At 55.9% G+C, this 17637-nt stretch carries 11 protein-coding genes; 8 read left to right on the top strand and 3 right to left on the bottom strand.

Annotated features, from left to right (window positions below; all coding sequences use genetic code 11):
- Positions 1 to 165 precede the first annotated feature (165 nt).
- From E1H13_RS05530 to E1H13_RS05515, 4 genes are all read left to right on the top strand, one after another.
- The gene (locus tag E1H13_RS05530; protein WP_169612411.1) at positions 166 to 1593 is read left to right on the top strand and encodes a GAF domain-containing sensor histidine kinase; all 1428 of its coding nucleotides are present in this window, start codon (positions 166 to 168) and stop codon (positions 1591 to 1593) included.
- A gap of 71 nt (positions 1594 to 1664) precedes the next feature.
- The gene (locus E1H13_RS05525) at positions 1665 to 2834 is read left to right on the top strand and encodes an alanine--glyoxylate aminotransferase family protein (RefSeq protein WP_169612410.1); all 1170 of its coding nucleotides are present in this window, start codon (positions 1665 to 1667) and stop codon (positions 2832 to 2834) included.
- Positions 2835 to 3060: 226 nt separating this feature from the next.
- Positions 3061 to 5208 (top strand): diguanylate cyclase, encoded by a 2148-nt coding sequence (locus E1H13_RS05520; protein WP_169612409.1) that lies wholly within the window; start codon positions 3061 to 3063, stop codon positions 5206 to 5208.
- Between the two features lie 176 nt (positions 5209 to 5384).
- Positions 5385 to 9131, top strand: coding sequence for a PAS domain S-box protein (locus E1H13_RS05515; RefSeq protein ID WP_169612408.1), 3747 nt, complete (start codon positions 5385 to 5387; stop codon positions 9129 to 9131).
- A gap of 39 nt (positions 9132 to 9170) precedes the next feature.
- On the opposite strand, the gene E1H13_RS05510 is transcribed toward E1H13_RS05515, so the two are convergent.
- The gene (locus tag E1H13_RS05510; protein ID WP_206070075.1) at positions 9171 to 9893 is read right to left on the bottom strand and encodes a GDSL-type esterase/lipase family protein; all 723 of its coding nucleotides are present in this window, start codon (positions 9891 to 9893) and stop codon (positions 9171 to 9173) included.
- Positions 9894 to 10210: 317 nt separating this feature from the next.
- Here E1H13_RS05510 and E1H13_RS05505 point away from each other — a divergent pair, with 317 nt between their 5' ends.
- Positions 10211 to 11347: an AI-2E family transporter gene (locus E1H13_RS05505; protein ID WP_347404123.1), complete on the top strand. Its 1137-nt coding sequence runs from the start codon at positions 10211 to 10213 to the stop codon at positions 11345 to 11347.
- A gap of 1 nt (position 11348) precedes the next feature.
- On the opposite strand, the gene E1H13_RS05500 is transcribed toward E1H13_RS05505, so the two are convergent.
- Entirely contained in the window at positions 11349 to 12947 is a 1599-nt protein-coding gene (locus tag E1H13_RS05500) for a serine/threonine-protein kinase (protein WP_169612405.1), read from the bottom strand.
- A 450-nt stretch (positions 12948 to 13397) separates the two neighbouring features.
- On the opposite strand from E1H13_RS05500, the gene pheT reads away from it, so the two are divergent.
- Complete coding sequence (pheT, locus tag E1H13_RS05495; protein ID WP_169612404.1) at positions 13398 to 15857, top strand: phenylalanine--tRNA ligase subunit beta; 2460 nt, start codon at positions 13398 to 13400, stop codon at positions 15855 to 15857.
- Here pheT and E1H13_RS05490 read toward each other — a convergent pair.
- Positions 15854 to 16786, bottom strand: a complete 933-nt coding sequence (locus tag E1H13_RS05490; protein WP_169612403.1) for a DUF4349 domain-containing protein — start codon at positions 16784 to 16786, stop codon at positions 15854 to 15856. The two genes, pheT and E1H13_RS05490, sit on opposite strands and share 4 nt — an antisense overlap.
- Before the next feature lie 111 nt (positions 16787 to 16897).
- Between E1H13_RS05490 and E1H13_RS05485 the strand changes: the two genes are divergently transcribed.
- Both E1H13_RS05485 and E1H13_RS05480 read left to right on the top strand, forming a co-directional pair.
- The gene (locus E1H13_RS05485; protein ID WP_206070073.1) at positions 16898 to 17242 is read left to right on the top strand and encodes a hypothetical protein; all 345 of its coding nucleotides are present in this window, start codon (positions 16898 to 16900) and stop codon (positions 17240 to 17242) included.
- A 68-nt stretch (positions 17243 to 17310) separates the two neighbouring features.
- Positions 17311 to 17568, top strand: coding sequence for a MoaD/ThiS family protein (locus E1H13_RS05480; protein ID WP_169612402.1), 258 nt, complete (start codon positions 17311 to 17313; stop codon positions 17566 to 17568).
- Positions 17569 to 17637: the final 69 nt, after the last annotated feature.

The following is a 17637-nucleotide window of genomic DNA, read 5'->3' as shown; positions in this document are numbered from 1 at the left end:
GCTCAAAATAAGAATTTCAACTTCTCTTAAAAATTACCCTTATTTACGTATGATCATTGCTAAGCAAGGGTTACAGCGATAATTTCCCGGGTTATCCTTGAACAGAACTGTTAGAAATTTGACAAAACTTTAATTTTCCTTCCGTCACACTTCATTGTTGCCCCTATGATGGCGTCCGCCAGTCCAGAGTTTATTGCCCTATGCCAGTCACAGGTTCTCCTGTTGACCCAGGCCTTGGGGGCAACCTCTACGGTGGTCTACTTAGCTGAGCCATCGGTCAGCCCAGTGAGTCCGACCCTGGTTCCCTTGGTCGCTTATCCAGATACAGCAGCCACCTGGACTAGTTTGAACGAAATACTGGCCACAATGGCCGGGCCAGATGGGGCGCTCCAAGCGAACCCCCAATCTGGGGCCAGTAATTTGCTAGGAACATCTGAGACGGATTCCAGATCACTGGCCTCAGCATCGTTATCAGCTGACCACCCCCCCCAAAAAAAGCCGGAGGATGACGTGTCGCCCGAGGCTGACGATACCCTAGATGATACTCCATTGGTCTTGCCCATCGCCCACGAAGGCGCGATTTTAGGGGTGATTGTGAGCACTCGCCCAGCCTCCCCCTGGAGTCAGGCGGAATACCAGCAGGCGGAGCGGGTGGCAAATACCCTGGCGATCGCCTGTGTGATGGATCGGCGAGGACAGTGGCTACAACGACAATTTAGCCAGCAGCAACTGACCCAAGCCAACCAGTCAGCCACCTTCCATGATCTGTTGCATCAATTTCGTAATCCCCTGACGGCGTTGCAAACCTTTGGCAAGCTGATGCTGAAGCGGATGGGGGCTGACGACCCTAATCAATCCATCGCTGAGAGCATCGTGCGAGAAAGTCGGCGGCTCCAGGACCTGGCTGAGCACTTTGATGACGCGGTCGCCCAGGGGGACGAGGCCCGTCATCCCCCTGGCGCGATGCCTCCCTTAGCAGGACTATTGCCCAGTCATCCGGAGGACCTTACCTTTCCCCCTGCCAACGTCGTAACGGAGGTTAACGACCCCAGTCATCCCCTGGGGCGCACCTTAGCCGTAAGGGCAGGTTCCATGGCTGAGGTGGTTACTCCACTGGTTCAGTCAGCCATGGCGCTACTGCCCGATCGCGATTTGGAACTAGTGCAAGATATTCCGCCAGACTTGCCAGATGTCTGGTTGGATCCTCAGGCGATGCGGGAAGTGATTAGTAACTTGTTAGATAATGCCGTCAAATATGCCTTGCCAGGGTCGCTGATTTGGGTGACCGCTGGGGTGGTCCAAACCATTAACGGCGAGGTGTACCAGGGTATTGCGGTGGGGGATACGGGGGCGGGTATTCCCCTGGAAGATCAGCCCCATATTTTTGATCGTCATTATCGGGGGGTACAGGCGGATAGTGATATTCCGGGCACCGGGCTAGGGCTGGCGATTGTACAGGATCTGGTGCAAGCGATGGGTGGCCACATCGAGGTAATTAGCCCGGTACAAATTGACCATTGGGTCAACCCTGTCCCGGCAGAGTTTACCCAGGGGTCAGGCACCTTATTTATGGTTTGGCTACGGACGGTTTAGATGCAATGGCTACGGTTCCATAGGAGAATGGCTACACCATTACCTGCGGATGTTGAGAGATCCTAATCACCATGGCAACTACAGTTTCTTCGAGTACCCCCATTATTAACCCAGGGAGTTTACAGCGGCTAGAACCGCTCCAGGTGCCCCAGCGGTGCCTGCTCGGGCCTGGCCCGTCCAATGCTGACCCCAGGGTAATTGCTGCCATGAACCACCAGCCTATCGGTCACCTGGACCCGGCTTACCTGGCGATCATGGACGAGGTACAGGGGCTACTGCGTTATACCTGGCAAACTGAAAACCCGTTGACCTACGCTGTAGCTGGCACCGGATCAGCGGCGATGGAAGCCACCCTGGCCAATGCGATTGAACCGGGCGATCGCGTTTTAGTCGCCGTCAATGGCTACTTTGGTCATCGGCTGGTGGATATGGCCCGTCGCTATGGGGCTGACGTCAGCACCATTCACCGTCCCTGGGGGGAAGCCTTTAGCCTCGATCAACTAACCACCGCCCTAGAGCAGTATCAGCCAGCGGTGCTGGCCATTGTCCATGCCGAAACCTCAACCGGGGTATGCCAACCCCTGGCTGGCTTAGGGGCCGCCTGTAGAGCCCAGGATTGTCTGCTGGTGGTCGATACGGTTACCAGCTTGGGGGGAGTGCCGATTTTTCTGGATGAGTGGCAGGTGGACCTGGCCTACAGTTGTGGCCAGAAAGGGTTGAGCTGTGCCCCTGGCATTTCGCCATTTACCATGGGGCCAAGGGCTGTGGCTAAGCTAGAACAGCGTCGGCAGCCGGTGGCCAACTGGTACCTTGATGCCGCTTTACTGCGCAAATATTGGGGACCAGAGCGGGTCTATCATCACACCGCCCCCGTGAACCTCACCTATGCATTACGTGAGGCCTTGAGGCTGCTGGCCGTAGAAGGGTTAGAAGCCCGTTGGCAACGACATCAGCAGACCGCAGAGTATTTTTGGGCCGGTTTAGCAGATCTGGGGCTGACCTGCCATGTGGCCCAAGAGTGGCGTCTGCCCACCCTAACCACGGTACGGGTACCCGATGGGGTCGATGCCAAGGCCGTTGGCCGTCAATTGTTGATGGACCATAACATTGAAATTGGCGGCGGACTCGGGGATTTAGCGGGCAAAGTTTGGCGAGTTGGTCTCATGGGCTACAACAGTCACCGAGCTAATGTCGATACCCTGCTTCAGGCTATGGCTGAGGTGCTGGCCCAACACCGTTGATGGCCAAAGGGCTGGGGAATGACTACGACATAACGCCTAGGCTGGACGCTTAGGCGGTTAAATTAAGATGGGCCCCTGACCGGCTTGGGCATACTAGATGAAGTGGATACCCTGAAAATAGAGGTGACTTAGCAACCAGGCTTAACCAGTTTACCGGGTTAGGCTGGGTTTGCGTGGTCAGGGGCGATCGCAGTTACCAAGCAGCCAGGACTAACTAAGAAAGGCGATGGTCAAGGGGGGCCTACCAGCAGAATATCAGGCGTTTCAGCTGCTGCAAACGCCCATTTGGATCTATCAACTTGACCCGTTTACCCTGCTATGGGCCAACCCTGCCGCCGCCACCCTGGGGCCAGACGCCACCCTGGCGGCTCACCTGAATCGGTTGAACCAGCGGCAACCCAATCTTCTCGCCCAGCGTTTGGCCCAGTACCAGGCCCAGCTGAGCCAGGGGAACACCATTCAGGAGACAGTCCTTGACGACCAGGACCCGGAAGTTGTGGGTTGGACAGGCACAGGACTACCCCTGGGCAATGGGGGGCAAGGGCTACTGGTGGAAGGACATCTGTCGACCTGGGCGGCCCAGACCACCGCCCACCAGGCCTCGACCCACCGGGCCATGGTCGAAGCCACGCCGGATTTACTGATGCGCATGAATCGCCAGGGTATGTGCCTTGATTTGATTACGGGCGGCAATGTTCAAATGTGGCAAGGGGTGAAAGATCGCCGTAATGGTTCAATCTATGACTTTTTGCCCGCCCCCCTGGGGGACTTACGAATTGAGTATGTGCGGCGATGCTTAGACACAGGCCAGCGCCAAATTTACCAGCAGGACATTGCCATCGAAGACGCCCTGCGGCACGAAGAAGTGCGGATTGTGCCCATGCAAGGGGATGAAGTGTTGGTGCTGGTGCGGGATGTGACCCAGTCCGTGGTGGCTAAAGCGGCCCTGTGCAAACAGGCGGAAACCCTACAAGCGGTTTTTGACAACATTCCCCTGATGCTGTCGATTTTTGATGCCCAGGGGCGGATTGAGTACATTAATCAAGCTATGGAAGCTGAACTGGGTTGGTCATTGGCAGAGTGGCAGCAGCAGGATCTGATGATCGCCTGCTATCCTGACCCGGCCTACCGCCAGGCGGTGCTAGAACATATTCAACGGGCCAACGGTCAGTGGCGCGATCTCAAAACCCACACCGCTGCAGGTGATGCAATTGATGTGGCCTGGGCCAATATCCGTCTGTCTGATGGTCGTATTATTGGCATCGGTCAAAATATTTGCGATCGCAAACGCACCGAACGACAATTTCAGCACCAGGCCCAGCGAGATCGGCTGATGGCCCAGGTCACCCAGCGCATTTCTCAATCCCTGGATTTGCAAGATGTCTTAAACCAGGCGGTGGTAGGGTTACACCAGATCCTGGAAGTCCAGCGGGTTTTAGTGTATGCCCTGGATGTCGCCCAAGGAGGCCGGGTCGTGGCTGAATCTGTCAGCCAGGGCTATGGGTCGATTCAGGGACGGGTGATTGTGGACCACTGCTTCCACCGCGATAGCCCGATCATGGCGGAGTATCGCCAGGGACGCTGCCAGATCACGGCGGACATTTACACCTCGGGATTAGCGGACTGCTATGTCAACGCCCTGGCGCAGATCCAGGTCAGGGCCAATCTGGCTATTCCGATTATCCAGGATGATCGGGTGTGGGGCTTGTTGACTTGCCAGCAGTGCGATCGCCCCCGACAGTGGCAGCCATCGGACATCGATATGCTAACTCAGTTAGCTAACCACCTGGCGATTGCGATTCAGCAGTCGGAGCTATATCACAAGCTGCAACAGGCCAACCAAGAGCTGCAACATCTAGCCACCCACGATAAGTTGACGGGGTTGCCCAACCGACGCTACTTTGACGACTATCTTGAGCAAGAATGGCGCCGCCTCAGCCGCGAGCAGGCCCCCCTGGGGCTAATTTTCTGCGACATCGACTATTTCAAACAATACAATGACGCCTATGGCCACCTGGTCGGAGATGACTGTTTAGTGGTGGTGGCCCAGGCCATCACCCGCTCTATCAAGCGACCGGCAGACCTGACAGCCCGTTACGGCGGAGAAGAATTTGCGGTAATTTTGCCCAACACCGACATGGCCGGGGTGATCCGGGCCGCCCAGCGCATTCGCCGGGAAATCGAGGCCGCCAAGATTCCCCACCGAACGTCACTGATCAAGCCCTACATTACCCTAAGTATGGGGTTGGCCTGTTGGCACCCTGCCCCCTCCCTGTCCCCCGATGTGCTCAAGGCCATGGCTGACCAGGCCCTTTACCAGGCTAAACAAGCAGGGCGCGATCGCTATTGCTTGCCTTCTTCTTCTCCCCCCTAAACCCTTAGATATAACTCTGCCGACACTGGGCACCCTAAAATCATTAAATGTTATAACCTTGCCCCCAAGCAGCGACGGCCCCAGATGGTAACCGTTACGTCTCCCTATCTCACATTTATTGTGGTGGATCGTGTTGCCCCACCATCCCATCACCCTGTCCTAGGAGCCTGGGATCAATGACCCAACAGGATAGTCAGATCACAGAGGATGACGTCAGCCACAGTCGCAATAGGGTTGCTGCCAGTGTCTCCAACCGTTCATTGGGGTTAGACGACATCGAGCAAGGCCAATACCACAGCCCCGCCTTTATCCTGGCCTTAGATGCCATGGTGGTGACCAGCGATCAGGGGTATTGCGTAGCCGCGAACCCAGCCGCAGGGGATCTTTTTGGTGTACCGCCCGAGGCAATTGTTGGTCGTTCTGTGCTCGATCTGTTCCCCCCGAAGGCGGTTAATCCCGCCAACTGGGTATCGTTGCCAGCCCTCAGTCAACGGCGTGGCAAAACCACCATCCAGCGGGCTGACGGAGCCCGGCGTCAGGTGGAATTCACGGTTACGGCCCAGGGGGCCGCTCACCGCCACTGGTTGATTTTGCGCGACATTACCGATCGCCAGCAAGCCGAAGCCCAGTACCAGCAACTGGCCCAAGATCTGGAGCAACGGGCCCTTGATCGGGCTCAAGAATTGGCCATTACCCGATCGCAACTAGAGCAGCAACAACAGCGGCTAGACAGTATCTTAAACTCCGTGGAAGGGGTGGTATGGTCTATCCACCCCATCACCCATCAGGTGCTTTACAGCAATGATGCCACTGAGCACATCTATGGCTATCCGGCTGCCGCCTTCCGGGCGGATCCGAACCTCTGGTTAACCCTGATCCATCCGGCGGATCAACCCCAGGTGCAGCAGGCCATCCAGCACCTGCCTCAAACCGGCACCGCCAGTTTGGAATATCGCATTCGCCTGGCGGATGGGCAAACCCGCTGGCTGCGCCACACCATGTGTCTGGTCTACACCCCGGAGGGCCAGGCGCTACGGATTGACGGAACAATCACTAATATCAGTAAATTCAAGGCATTGGAAGCCGACCTGCGGGCCAGTGCCGCAAAAAATAGGGCGATTCTAGACCAGGCGGCCATTGGGGTGAACCAGGCCAGCCCCGAGGGTCAGTTTTTGCGGGTCAACCAGGCCTTCTGCCGGATGTTGGGGTACAGTGAAGCAGAACTACTCAGTCTGGGGTTTCAGGATGTCACCTGGGCTGAGGATTTACCGGCTTCTAACGAAGTGCTGCAAGCCCTCTACCGGCGTGAAATGACATCGGCTACCCTCGACAAACGCTATATCCGCAAGGATGGCACGGTGTTTTGGGGCCGAGCGGTGCTATCGGTTCTTTGGGATCAGCAAGGTCAACCCATTGCCGACATTGCCTTGATCCAAGACATTAGTGAACAGAAGCAGCAAGAAACCGAGCGCCAAGCGGCTGAGCAAGCCCTGGCCGCCAGTGAACATCGCCACCGGGTTCTGGTTAATGCTATCCCCGATTTAGTGTTTCGGATCAACCAACAGGGCACCTATCTGGATTACCACGCCGCCAATCCAACTTTAATCTACGGCCCCATTGACCAAATTGTCGGCTACACCTTAGACGAAATGTTTCCCCCCCCGATTGCAGACATGTTTAGGGGGCATATTAACCGCACCTTAGCCACCCAAACCCTCCAAGAATTTCAGTACACCTTGCCGATTGACGGCAAAGAGGTGGTGTTTGAGGGGCGGATGGTGCCCTCAGCAGCGGATGAAGTCACCTATATTGTGCGAGATATCACCGCCCGTAAGGCCACAGAACAGGCCCTAGAAGATAGCGAAGCGACCAAACGGGCGATGCTAGAAGCCATCCCTGACTTGATCATGCGGGTCAATCGGCAGGGGGTAGGACTGGATGTGATCTCTGGGGGGGAGGTGAAACTGCTGCCCAACACCTTTGGCTGTGACTCTCGCTCAATGTACGACATCCTGCCGCTGCCCCAGGCCCAAAAGCGGATGGATTATGTGCAGCGCGCCCTGGATACCGGCAAATATCAGCAGTATGAGCAAGTTCTGGAGGTGAGTGGGGAACTGCGGTACGAAGAAAACCGGATTGTGCCTTTGACCCAGGACGAAGTGCTGATTTTGGTGCGGGACATTACCGATCGGGTTAAGGCAGAGGCGGCGCTTTGGGAAAGCGAGCAGCGCTTTCAGGCAATTTTTCACCAGATGTATCAATTTATTGGTTTGTTGTCCCCCGACGGCACCTTGCTGGAAGCCAACCAAACCTCCCTGACGTTCATTGGCGCCACCCGGGAACAGGTGATCAATCGTCCCTATTGGCAAACCCCCTGGTGGCGAGATCACCAGGCCGCCCAGCAACAACTCCAAGCCGCGATCGCGGCCGCTGCCCAGGGGGAGTTTATCCGCTATGAGGTAGAGATTAAGGGACAAGCAAACCAGGTGATCACCATTGACTTTTCCCTGCGGCCAGTGTTTGGCCCGACCGGTGAGGTAACGTTGCTAATCCCTGAAGGGCGAGATTTGAGCGATCGCAAGCAGATTGAACGGGAACTGCGGCGCACTAAAGAATTCTTAGAGCAAACTAACCGGGTGGCCCGGGTGGGGGGCTGGGCCTTAGACCTGGTCACCCAGCAGTTGACCTGGACGGGAATTACCCGCGACATCCACGAAGTCGGCCCCGACTTTGAACCCACCCTAGACCAGGCGATCGCCTTTTATAAGCCAGGACCTAGTCGAGATACCGTTAGCCAGGTGGTAGACCGATGCATTGCCACAGGGCAACCCTGGGACATTACCGTGGAATTAATTACCGCCAACAGTTGCACCCGCTGGGTACGCACCCAGGGGCAAGGGGAATTTGATGGGCAAACCTGCCTGCGGTTATACGGCTCGATTCAAGATATTGATGCCCAGGTACGGGCGGAGCAGGCCCTGGCGGCATCCGAAGAGCGGTTGCAGTTGGCTCTGAGGGCCGCCAACGACGGCTGGTGGGATTGGGATGTGCAGCAGGGGACGATTTATTACTCCCCCCGCTGGTTTACGATGCTGGGCTACAGTCCCAGCGAACTGCCCCAACAGCCTGAGCTATGGAGGCAATTGCTGCACCCAGATGACACAGCCCGGATCGAAAAAACTATGTCTGAGGCGCTGTCGTCGCACCAGGAGGTGTTCACAGTGGAGTCGCGCTTGCAGCATAAGCAGGGGCACTATGTACCGGTACTCACCCGGGGCCTAATTGTGCGCGACCAAGATCAGCAGCCGGTGAGGGTGTCAGCGGTAAACGCCGACCTCACCTATCAAAAACAGGCCGAAGCCCGCCAGGCGGAATTACATCGGCAACTGCGCCAGGTCAATGCTGAGCTAAGCCGCCAGGCTACCATCGATAGCCTCACCCAAATTGCCAACCGTCGCCAGTTTGATCAAGTGCTGGGCAAAGTCTGGCGACGGTCCCAGCTGAAGCAAACTCCGGTCAGCTTGATTCTGGCTGATATCGACTTTTTCAAACCCTACAACGACAACTATGGTCACCCTCAGGGCGATCGCTGCCTGTGTCAGGTGGCCGAAGCCATCAGCGAAGCTGTGCGCCACGATAAGGATTTAGTGGCCCGCTACGGTGGGGAAGAATTTGCCATTTTGTTGCCTGAGACCGATGCCCCAGGGGCGATTCAGGTGGCCCAGCGAATTCGCGACAACATTGCCGATCTGGGGATACCCCATGATTTTTCCCAGGTTAGCCCCCACATTACTATCAGTATGGGGGTTGGTTGTTACTCCCCCCAAACCACCGACCAGCCCTATGGGTTCATCAGCCGGGTAGATGCTGCCCTCTATCAGGCCAAACACTTAGGCCGAGATCGCTTTTGTTTGACTGATTGAGCCTTGCAGAGCATTGGCCCCAATGGAAATTGGCCGATACTAGCTTGAGGCCATCTGAGGGATAGGGTGTAAATCGACCGCCGCCTGAAAGGCATCCCAGGCTAGGATATCGTTGAGCAAGGCTCGGTAACCGGCCACGTTCGGGTGTAAACCATCCGGACACAAGCAGGGCTGCCACCAGGCATCTCCCCGCCCTAGCCAAAGGTTAAGAACATCCAAATAGGGAATGTTGTAGTGGGTGCAGGCCAGTTGGGTGGCCTCTTTATAGCGCCACTGCTCGCTATGAGAGTAATGCAACACTTCGGCAAAGGGCATCGCTGACTCATTTACCGGTGTCATGCCTACAAACAATACTGGGCAGAGTTGACGCGCTTGGGCGACTAGAGCCCCAATCTTGTCTTGGAACTCGTCATAGTTCGTGTAATTACGCCCTAGGGGACGGCCCACTCGGGCCGAATCATTCACCCCCACCGACAAGACAATTAAGTCAGGCACCCGATTGCGAATTTCGCCCCGCTGACGAAATTCGTGGTGCAGTCGCTGCATCACCTGGTTAACCCCGTCACCTCGGACACCCAGGTTATAGAAAACGGCTCCGGGGTGTCCTGGCACCATAGCCTGACGACGCAGACGCTCTACCCAACCGCCCCCTTCTGGGTCGCCAAACCCATACACCAAGCTATCCCCCAAAACCACCACCTTTTGGGGATGAACCTGCTTGAGATTGAAACTAGAGTGGGAGAACTGGGGAACGGCAACCATAGAACTCATTCAGGAAGATGAAGCAAAATAAAAAAATAAAAAGCAATCAGAGCGATAGGAGTTAATCGACAATTGTTATAAATTGTTTACATATTAGCCCCATAACCGCCGATCCAAGCACTGAATTTTCCAGAAAAGGCAGAAATTGATGGCCTTCCTACCATTGGCCTCATCTCAGATCGAGCTTACTCTAGCCAAGAGAGGTTTACCCTAAAAGCCGAGAGAGGTTCATCCTAGAATCATATGTGTAAAGCACCCTACCCACTACCTATCTCTATGGCCCTGTGGCTGAGTCTATGACCCCATCTGGTAAACCTGTGTCCAAGAGTTGGCTGTCTCGTTGGTGGGACAAGCTTACCCCCATTGCCCAGTCCACCGTCGTCTTGCTAGCTACCCCACTGCTGGTACTGAATGTTTGGGCCGTATCCATCATTTTTGGTTATTTTCGCTCCATCTTGGTGACCGTGCTGATTGCCGCCCTGCTGGCTTTTTTGCTGAGTTACCCCATGGCTCGGTTAGAAAAGGCTGGGCTGAAGCGTAGCCAAGCCGCCTTATTGGTGTTGGTACTGACTTTGGTGGCCGTGACCGGGTTAGCCCTGACTGTTTTACCCTTTGTGATCGATCAAGCCCAGCAGTTAGTGACAAAGTTGCCTGAGTGGTTTGATTCCGGCAAAAACCAGCTGATGATGTTAGACAGCCAGTTTGCCGAATGGGGCTGGCCGGTGAATCTAGATGGGTTGATCAGTCAGACCAGCGATCGCCTCAAGCGAGAAATTCAATCCATTGCTGGGGAAGCCTTGAATCTTACCCTCAATGTGGCCTTTTTCACCGCTAGCAAGCTGCTGGATGTGGTGCTGACCATCGTCCTTACCTTCTATTTGCTGCAACATGGAGAAGAAGTCTGGCAAGGCCTCGTCGGACTTCTTCCTGGTCCAATTCAGGGTCCCTTTTCCAGTACGCTGCGCCAGAGCTTCCGTAACTACTTCTTGGGCCAGCTGATTGTAGCCAGTTGCTTTGGTACAGCCCTAACGTTAATTTTTGGGCTCCTGAATGTTCCCTTTGGCTCTTTGTTTGGGTTAATGGTAGGACTACTTGCCCTGATTCCCTTCGGCGGTACGGTGGGGGTGATTATCGTTACCCTGTTAGTGGCACTGCGGGATATTAAAATTGCCATCCCGATGCTGATTGCCTCTGTGGTGATACAGCAACTGGTGGAAAATGGTTTAGCGCCACGGGTCTTGGGTAGTGTCACCGGGCTGAATCCCTTTTGGGTGTTTATTGCCATTCTGTCAGGGGCCAGGGTGGGTGGATTGTTAGGGGTGATTGTGGCCGTACCCGCAGCGGTGGTGATTAAAGAGGCCCTAGGGTCGCTACGCTATGCCGATAGCGATAGCGCTGAAACGATTGTTCTACCTACCGGAGAAGAAACCCCGGTGGAAATTGGCCAATCCTAAATTAGGGAATACTACGCCGACCACTGGGCAATACCGTGGACCAATTTGTCCGTGCCAGGGCCAACTGATCATCGGACACCAGGGCTCCAGACAAATCTGCCCCGCATAGGTTAGCCCCCCGCAGGTTGGCATTAGACAGGCAAGCATACTGAAGGTCGGCACCCCGCATATCAGCCCCTTCCAGGTTGGCATAGTTGAAATAGGCCCGAACTAACTTGGCATTGCGGAAACTGGTCCGGCTCAGATTAGCCCGGCCAAAGTTAGCTTTGCTCAGATCAGCGCCCTGGAAATTAGCGTTGGGTAACTTGGACTGATTAAAGTTGATATCCTCCAAGAAGGTACGCTGTAGATCAAGTGTTTTAAATGTTTGCAGCGAAAAATCACGACGACCCTTGGTGTACTTTTGCTTAATATCATCGGCGGTCATGGGATGAATCCGATGGGGCATCTTGGCAGACTGAGCCCCGGCGAGGGAGCTGTACCCATTCCGGGGATGCCCGCCGGTGGGTCCAGATTGAGAGCTGGCTCGCTCCCGTCGAGCCCGGATCGCTGCGGCCATGCGAGAGGAGGGGGAACCGCCAGAATGACTACTACCCAGTTGAGACATGGGGCTAGGGACGGAGCCATGGCTGCCACTATGGCCATTTAGAGGAGAAACCCCCTGGGCCGGGAAAGCCATATTATGGGCTAGCCCTTCTAAGTAGGGTTCCAAATCCAGATCGCGATGGATAGCCTCAATCCCCTGGTAGCGATGGCGGACTGAAATCTCCAGCATTTTTTGCAAGACCTTAGCAAAGTGATCGCTGACATGTACCTTGCTTTGCCATAGCATTTCCCCGGTGGTGGGGTCATAGTTTAGATCTTTAGGTGCCTTGCCCGATAACAAATAGATGCAGGTTACCCCCAAAGCATAGATATCGCTGGCATAGACTGGGCGCATGGCCATCTGCTCTGGCGGGGCATAGCCTGGGGTGCCAATCGCATAGGCGGTCAGGGCTGTTTGTTCGGAACTGTTGGCCAGTACAGGGCTAACTTTGTCTTTAACGGCACCAAAGTCAATTAACACCAGCTTTTTATCTTGCTGGCGGCGAATGATGTTGGCTGGCTTAATGTCTCGGTGGATAACATGACTTTCGTGCAGGAACTGCACCATGGGTAAAATTTCGCTCAGGAACTGTTTGACCCCTGCTTCGGTGAAGGGTCCGCCCCGCTTAACTTCCTGCTGTAGGGTGGCACCATTGATGAATTCTTGGACTAGGAAGAACTCTTGCTCAATTTCAAAATAGTCTAGCAGCCGGGGCAGCTGGGGATGGTTGCCAATTTTGCCGAGAATTTTCGCTTCTCTCTGGAACAAATCCCGGGCCATATCCAGCACTTGGGGGGCTTCGGTGGAGGGACATAATTGCTTGATCACACAGGGGGGTTTACCAGGTAAGACCTCGTCCCTGGCCAAGAATGTAGCCCCAAAACCACCTCGTCCTAGGGCGCGAATCATCCGATAGCGATCGCGCAACAAAAGCGGTGACCCACAAGCCTGACACTGATTTACTGTGGGTGGGTTTTTAGGTTTTGGACAATCGGGATTGATACAGTAGCTCATGCGGCCCAGTGGGGTGGGTGTCAGACGTTAGCCAAACTTAGACTAGGCATTCATGGAAGGCGGCCAGTTTCCAGGGCAGTCAGAGGCTAAACCCCATCGGGGTAACAACACAGCCCATTGTTACGGTTTACCCTAAAAGATACTGCCACCTTAGCCTAATTGTTCCCTCTTTCAGAGAGGGGTTAAAGCATTCATTAGCAGGGATACACACTTCTGATGGAAATCTGTGGTCAATGTGAAAACTCCATGAATTTAATCATTGGCTCAGCCCAGTCAACGGTCTAAGGCTGGGGATCACGCTAAAGGGGGCCAGGATCAATAGACTTTTGGCAAAGAAAATCCCTGGCTCCCGCCTCGCGACACCTCCCAGACAGCGGAGGCTAGGGGGTAGAATGTTTGGGCTAGATATAGCGTTCCCCATATTCACCCGAGTCAACCCTAGTCCTCGTTATGCGTATTTCCCTGAACTGGCTGAATGAATTGGTTACCGTCCAGCTGTCGCCAGTAGATTTGGCTGATGCCCTGACCATGGCAGGGTTTGAAGTAGAGGACATTGAAGACCGACGCACCTGGGCAGATGGGGTAGTGGTGGGGCGAGTAGTGGAGCGTACCCCCCACCCCGATGCCGATAAACTCAGTGTTTGCCAGGTCAACATTGGCCAAGCCCAGCCATCCACCATTGTCTGTGGGGCAGCCAATGTGCGGGCCGATGCCTATGTGGCTGTAGCCACCGTCGATACCTACTTGCCCGTGGTCGATTTAACCATCAAGCCTCGTAAGTTGCGGGGGGTGCCCTCGGCTGGCATGATTTGCTCTTTGGCGGAGCTAGGGTTAGCTAAAGAGTCTGAAGGAATCCATATTTTTGAGGTCGATGCCTTTGAGTCAGAAGCCCTGGAGCCGGGGCAAGATGTGCGGCCCCTGCTGGGTCTAGACGACGTGATTTTAGATGTGACCTCCACCGCTAATCGAGCTGATGCCTTGAGTATGGTTGGGATCGCGCGGGAAGTAGCAGCCATTACTGAGGCTACCTTGCGATTGCCCGCCACGGATGCTCCCCCCCTGGCGGTTAGTCATCCGACGCTTGCCATCGAGCTCAAGGATGAGAAAGCTTGTCCTATCTATATAGGCACTGTTCTGGAAAACATTACCCTGGCCCCATCCCCCCTTTGGTTACAGCAGCGTCTCCAGGCCTCTGGCACCCGGCCCATCAACAATGTGGTGGATATCACCAACTACGTGCTGCTGGAGTGGGGGCAGCCCTTGCATGCCTTTGATCGGGAGCGACTGCTAGCGGCCAGTGGCAACAAAGGTTTGACCCTGGGGGTCCGCTATGGCCGACCGGGGGAATCGCTGGTGACCCTCGACAGCCAAGATCGCCAGCTGCAGCCTGAAACCCTACTGATTACCGCTAATGATCAGCCTGTAGCCCTAGCTGGGGTGATGGGGGGAGAGGCGACGGAAGTGGGGGATGATACCCAAGCTGTTGTGCTGGAAGCCGCCTATTTTGATGCCGCAGTGATTCGGCGATCGGCCCGCAATCAAGGGCTACGTACCGAAGCTTCGGCCCGCTACGAGCGGGGGGTGAACCCGGCAGAGCTACCGTTGGCGTGCAACCGGGCGTTGCAGCTGCTGCAAGACTTGGCCGGAGCCACTGTGGTGGCTCAGACGGTGGGAACGACCCCCCTTGGGGAGGCCCTACCGGAGCGGGTGATCACCCTGCGGCTAGACCGGGTAACCCAGCTGCTGGGGCCGGTGGTGAACCTGGGGGATACGCCCCAACCCATACCGGCAGATAGGATTCAGCCTTTGCTAGAAACCTTAGGGTGCCAGGTGATCCCTGGGGACGTGGCCGGGACTTGGGCGGTGACAGTGCCCCCCTACCGCTACCGTGACCTGGAACGGGAGATTGACTTAATTGAGGAAGTGGCTCGGTTGTATGGCTACAATCATTTTGCCGATACCCTACCCCAAAAGTCGGCGGGGGGCTACCTGTCGGTGGAGGCGGCTCTGAGCCGGCGGGTACGGGAAACCTTTCGGGCTGCCGGGTTAACGGAGCTGTTGCACTATTCCTTAACTAAGCCGGTGTCCGATCGCCAGGTGACCCTGGCTAATCCGCTGTTTCCCGAGTATTCGGCCCTGCGCCAGGATCTGATTGATGGCTTAATTGAGGCCTACGAATTTAACCTGAACCAGGGCAACGGCCCCCTCAACGGCTTTGAAATTGGCCACATTTTTTGGCAAGACGACCAGGATATTCATGAAGTTAAAGCGGTAGGGGGCATTGTCGGCGGAGACGGACGGTCCAGCCAGTGGGTCACCAGTGGCCAAGAACAGCCCCTCACTTGGTACGAGGCTAAGGGGATTTTGGCTGGCGTCTTTCAGCGGCTGGGGTTAACCGTAGATTATCGTGCCGATGCCAGTGATCCACGCTTGCACCCAGGTCGCACAGCCACCTTATGGGTGCGGGGCCGACTGGAGCTAGGCCGGTTTGGCCAACTGCATCCCCAACTGCAACAACAGCGGCAGCTACCGGCAGAGGTGTATGTGTTTCAGCTGAACTGGGAGGTACTTGAAACTTGCCTGGTGCCAGGATTGCAAAAGTCTGTGAAGTTTGTCCCTTATTCGACCTTTCCGGCCAGCGATCGCGACTTAGCCTTTTACGCTCCCCTGGAAACCCCTGTCGCTGATCTGGAAGCGGCCATGCGTAAGGCCGGAGGTAAACTGCTGGAGTCTGTGGCGTTATTTGATCAGTACCGGGGAGAAGGGGTACCCCAGGGGCAGCGCAGTTTGGCCTTTCGGTTGGTCTACCGGTCCCCTGACAAAACCCTGACTGATGATGCGGTGGAGCCGGTGCATCAAAAGGTGCGCACCACCCTGGAGAAGCAGTTTGGGGTTACCCTTCGCAGCTAGTGGTCTGTTTCTGGTGCTAACGTCTGGGGCGGACGACGTTGCCAAAGACGATAGCCCCCATAACCCATGGCCAGCAGCAGCAGCCAGTAGGGGCTATAGGCCAGAATCCAGAGGGCTATTTTTAAGCCAGTGACGGTAAAAGCCTGCACCGATTGGGTGGCCATTTGCCAGGTGCTATCCAGAGTTTCATGAACCGGTCGCAGGGGCGACATGGCTGGGACAGGACTGGCCAGAAACAGCTGGATCTGGGCAAAGGCCACCTGGCGTTCCAGGTTTTGCTGCTGGGCGGCCAGACGCTCAATCGACTCTCTGACGCTATTGAGCTCCCGCGCCACTTCTAGCACATGGGCAATTTCCCCCGATCGTGCCATGATTTCTAGCAGGGCGGTTTCGGCTTGACGCAGGTTTTTCAGGCGGGCCTCTAAGTCGACCTGTTGGCTAGACACGTCTTCGGCGGTAATCGACTGCTGCTGCACTGTGCCCAGGCTACGCAACCGTTGCAGGGTGGCATCGAGTTCTGCTTGGGGAACCCGCAGGGTGATCGACACCTGCTGAGCCACTCCCGCTGCCGAGCGCTGATCCTGTAAAGTCAGCAGGTTGCCCTGGGCCGCCTGCATCGTTGCTTGCACCTGCTCGACAGCGTCATCAATATCTGTTAGCAACAGTTCCAGGCTGGCCCGCTTCACCAGTTGGGGGGTCAGCTGACCGATGTCATGCCCAGGGAAATCTCCATTGGCGGGGGGAACTGGACTCGACTGAGCAGGCGCGGCATCACTGAGCACAGCCATCTCGGTATCGGCGTCTTGCCTCAAGACGATCTCTGGCACATCGGCACAACCAGCAGTCAGGGTTGCCCCTAGAATGACTCCCCACAGGGGTAAATGGCGGGGCCAACGCCAATACAACGGGGATAGAGAAGAAGGTGTCATCGCGTTACCTGAGCCTATGATCGTTTTCACTATGGCCGAAACTGGCGGGAACTGAAGCGGCGTTACCGATAGTGAAACCGTTCTAGAATTGAGATTAGCGCTGGAGGATTTATGACGAACACCCCGCAGCAGGAGCCCACCCTGGCTGACATCGCCCAACAGATTAGCCATTTGAGGATCGAGCTGGAGCAGAGCCAGCAGGATTTAAAGGGCGAGCTGGAGCAGAGCCGGCAGGATCTAAAGGGCGAGCTGGAGCAGAGCCGGCAGGACCTGAAAGCCGAAGTGCAGCGTTGGGATGAGCGGTTTTTTCAGTTCACCCGAGACAACCTGGGCACAGCTCGGACGATCATCATTACGGCGGGGAGTGTGGTGATTTTGTCGCCAGTATTACAGGCTTTTGCCCCGGTGTTGCAGTCGGTGGTGGCCCGTCTACTGGGGACCGATGCCCCCCGCTGAGGGGAATCCAGCATCCCCACCCTAGATATTCCCTGTAGATTTGTCGTGTGATGGAAACCCCTGAAGCTATGTCTGAGCCACTGACGGTAAACGTAAAGTTGTTTGCCATCTATCAAGAGGCCTACGGGGTGCCAGAAATACAGTGGTGCTTTCCCCAAGGGGCAACTGTAGGGGCTGTGCGCGATCGCGCCCTAGCCGATCATCCCCAGCTATCACCCTGGCGCGATCGCACTCGCCTGGGCCTGAACCTGCAGTTTGTTGCCGCCGATACCCCCCTACACGATGGCGATGAGGTGGTGCTGATCCCCCCCGTGAGTGGGGGCTAGCCTAGCCTGGCAGAAGGATAACTTCCCTGACAAAGGGGGTTAGGTGACAGGGGTTAGGTGACAGGTGAT

Origin of the sequence: Nodosilinea sp. P-1105 (assembly GCF_012911975.1) — a bacterium.
Taxonomy (GTDB): Bacteria; Cyanobacteriota; Cyanobacteriia; order Phormidesmidales; family Phormidesmidaceae; genus Nodosilinea.
The sequence above is the reverse complement of the archived record's forward strand: the minus strand, read 5'-3'. Positions and strand labels throughout refer to the sequence as shown.